The following is a 3404-nucleotide window of genomic DNA, read 5'->3' on the forward strand; positions in this document are numbered from 1 at the left end:
GTCCACGTGGCTCCCCCAAAGTCGAGGCGCGCCCCCTCGGCGCGCAACTTCCCAATCATATGCAGGTGGCGGGCCGTGCCCCGCGGCGCATCGGCCAGCGGGGTCGATGCGCCGGCGGGATTTCGCGTCGGGGGCCCGCCACGCGTACCTTATAATTGTCCGGTTGGGCAAAACGAGCGACCGAATGGCATACATGGGCACACCGAACAACACAAAGAGGATCGATGCGCTCGAGCAGGCGCTCGCCTGCTGCGCGCACGCCGTCTTCGAGGCTGACCTCACGAGGGGCATCATCTGCGGGGCCCTGTTGCCGGGCGCCGGCGCGGAGCCGCGCGGCGTGGTCGAGCACATCCACATGACCGACGGCTCGAGGATATCCGACGTCGCCTGCGCGCTCGCCGATGACCTCGCCGACGACGAGCGCGCCGACCTCCTCGGCTTCCTCGACACGGATCGACTGGTGGGGCGCTTTCGCGCGGGCGAGAAACACGCTTGGCACAAGTTTTGGGCCAAGTCGACCCTCTACGAGCCCATGCTCGTCGAGCTGCACCTCTACATGTACGACGGTGAGGAGGCAGGCGACGTCCGCGCGTTGGCAGTCGTGCTCGACCGCACCTTCGAGGACCGCGAGGAGCAGCTGCGCGAGCGCGTCGAGCAGGGCCGCCGCGAGCTCGAGGGGGCGCTTCTTTCTGCGCAGTACGCCAACCAGGCAAAGACGAGCTTCCTCAACAACATGTCGCACGACATCCGGACGCCCATGAACGCCATCATCGGCTTTACGACGCTTGCCGCCTCGCACGTCGACGACGAGGCCAAGGTCAAGGAGTACCTGAAGAAGATCGCCACCTCGAGCGAGCACCTGCTCAGCCTGATCAACGACGTGCTCGACATGAGCCGCATCGAGTCCGGCAAGGTGAAGATCGAGCAGAAGCCGCTGCACCTGCCCGACCTTCTCCACGACATGCGGACCATCATCCAGCCGAACATCGTCTCCAAGCAGCTCGACTTCCTCATCGACACCGTCGACGTGCGCGACGAGGACATCGTCACGGACAAGCTGCGCCTCACGCAGGTGCTCCTGAACATCCTCTCCAACGGCATCAAGTTCAACCGCACCGGCGGCACCCTCAGCCTGCGCATCAAGCAGGTCACGGGCGCGCCGGAGGGCTACGCGAGCTACCACTTCATCGTGCGCGACACCGGCATCGGGATGACCCCTGAGTTCCAGGAGCACATCTTCGAGTCGTTCGCCCGCGAGGAGAGCGCGACGTCTTCGGGGGTGCCGGGCACGGGCCTCGGCATGGCCATCACGAAGAACATCGTCGACCTCATGGGCGGAACGATCAGCGTGAAGAGCGCCGAGGGCCAAGGCAGCGAGTTCGACGTTTTCCTCACCTTCAAGCTCAGCGGCGAGCACAAGGTCTACGAGAAGATCGACCAGCTCCAGGGCCTGCGCGCGCTCGTTGCCGACGACGACACCGACACATGCCTCTCCATCACGGGCATGCTGCACGAGATCGGCATGCGCTCCGAGTGGACGGTCTCGGGCAAGGAAGCCGTCATCCGCGCCCGGCACGCCATCGAGATCGGCGAGGAGTTCTACGCCTACATCATCGACTGGCTCATGCCCGACATGAATGGCATCGAGACCGTGCGCCGCATCCGCCAGGTCATCGGCGACAGCAAGCCGATCATCATCCTGACGGCCTACGACTGGACCGACATCGAGGACGAGGCGCGCGAGGCCGGAGTGACGGCGTTCTGCGAGAAGCCCCTCTTTATGTCCGATCTGCGAGACATCCTCTCGCGCTCCTACGAGGTCGCGCCCGCGCCCGACGAGGCGAGCACGCCGGTCGACTTCGCGGGCAAGAAGGTCCTGCTCGTGGAGGACAACGAGCTCAATCGCGAGATCGCGCAAGAGATCCTTGAGGAGGCGGGGTTCTCGGTCCGAGCGGTCTGCGACGGCCAGGACGCCGTCGAGGCGGTGCGTATGTCCGGCCCAGGAGGGCTCGACCTCGTGCTCATGGACATCCAGATGCCGGTGATGAACGGCTACGAGGCGACCCGCGCCATTCGCGCGCTCGGCAGCGACTTCGCCGCTGAGCTGCCGATCTTCGCCATGACGGCGAACGCCTTCGAGGAGGACCGGCAGCGGTCCTTCGAGGCGGGAATGAACGGGCACATCTCCAAGCCGATCGACGCGGCGGAGCTGATGCGCACGCTGGCCGACGCGCTCGGGTAGGCGAGCGCGGCGGAGGGCCAGTCCCCGCGGGGCGTCCGCGAATGACGGGCTCGGGTGGGCGAGCACGCGGGCAGGCGTCGCGCGCTCGCGCGCGCAGCGGCGTTCGAGAGGTATCGTCAAAAAGGCCCACCTAACCGATAAACGAGCAGCTCAACGGCGTTATCATGAAGATTACGAAGTTGTTACGGCCCCGAATTCGAAGGAGCTCATATGGGACTGCTCGAAAAGATCCGCACCTCGTTCGGCTGGACCCCCGACGCGCCGGCGCCCGCGCAGGCCATCTTTGCCACGCGCCGCGACGTCGTCTACGCGCCGCTCTCGGGCGTGCTCGTGAGCCTCAAGGAGGTCAACGACGAGGTCGTCTCCGCGGGCCTGCTCGGCGAGGGGTACGGTATCCTGCCCGTGGGAGACGGCGTGCTCTACGCGCCGTGCGACTGCCGCGTGGGCGCCACGACGGTGACCAACCACGCGATCGGCCTGGCGACCGCCGACGGCATCGAGCTGCTCATCCACATCGGCATCGGCACGGTGGACATGAACGGCAAGGGCTTCGAGCGCTTCGTCGAGAGCAACGACGAGGTCCGTGCCGGTGACCCGCTCATCCGTTTCGACCGCGCGGCCATCGAGGCGGCCGGTCATGAGGATGTGGTGGTCGTCGCCGTCTCGAACGGCGACGATTTCGACGCCGTCGACCGCATCGACGAGTCCGGGACGCTGCTCGGCGGCCGCCCGCTCGTCAAGCTCGGCGACCCGCTGCTGGCGGTTCGGCGCTAGCGACGGCGCTCAGACGCGGGCGCCGTCCGTCGTCGCTTCGAGTCGGTCGCCGAATCTGCGCCTCCGCGAGCACGGCGGCGACGGCAAAGGAGTACGGTAAGTGCCGGGAGGCGGGGGCCTCCCGGCACTATTCGTATACGTAGAGGGGAACCAGCATGGCACGCGTGTTCATCAGCCCGAGCAAGTACATCCAGGGTCCCGGCGAGCTCGATCGCCTGGGCGACTATGTCAAGGTCTACGGGGCCCACGCCCTCGTCGTCATCTCTGCCGGCGGCAAGCGCCGCTTCGGCGATCGCGTGGAGGCGAGCCTTGCCGCAGCGGGCGTCGCGCCCACCTTCGACGAGTTCAACGGCGAGTGCTCCCAGGCGGAGATCGACCGCCTCGTCAC

The 3404-nt window shown here is 66.7% G+C and carries 3 protein-coding genes; all 3 read left to right on the forward strand.

Annotated elements, in window-relative coordinates; translation table 11 throughout:
* The first annotated feature begins 184 nt into the window (after window positions 1–184).
* The gene (locus ACT84W_RS09730) at window positions 185–2242 is read left to right on the forward strand and encodes an ATP-binding response regulator (protein WP_444329065.1); all 2058 of its coding nucleotides are present in this window, start codon (window positions 185–187) and stop codon (window positions 2240–2242) included.
* Between the two features lie 210 nt (window positions 2243–2452).
* Window positions 2453–3016, forward strand: a complete 564-nt coding sequence (locus tag ACT84W_RS09735; protein ID WP_444329066.1) for a PTS sugar transporter subunit IIA — start codon at window positions 2453–2455, stop codon at window positions 3014–3016.
* A 155-nt stretch (window positions 3017–3171) separates the two neighbouring features.
* On the forward strand, window positions 3172–3404 hold a 233-nt coding region (locus ACT84W_RS09740), incomplete at its 3' end, for an iron-containing alcohol dehydrogenase (RefSeq protein ID WP_444329067.1).

The sequence above is a fragment of the Paratractidigestivibacter sp. genome, from assembly GCF_052362415.1.
Taxonomy (GTDB): Bacteria; Actinomycetota; Coriobacteriia; order Coriobacteriales; family Atopobiaceae; genus Paratractidigestivibacter.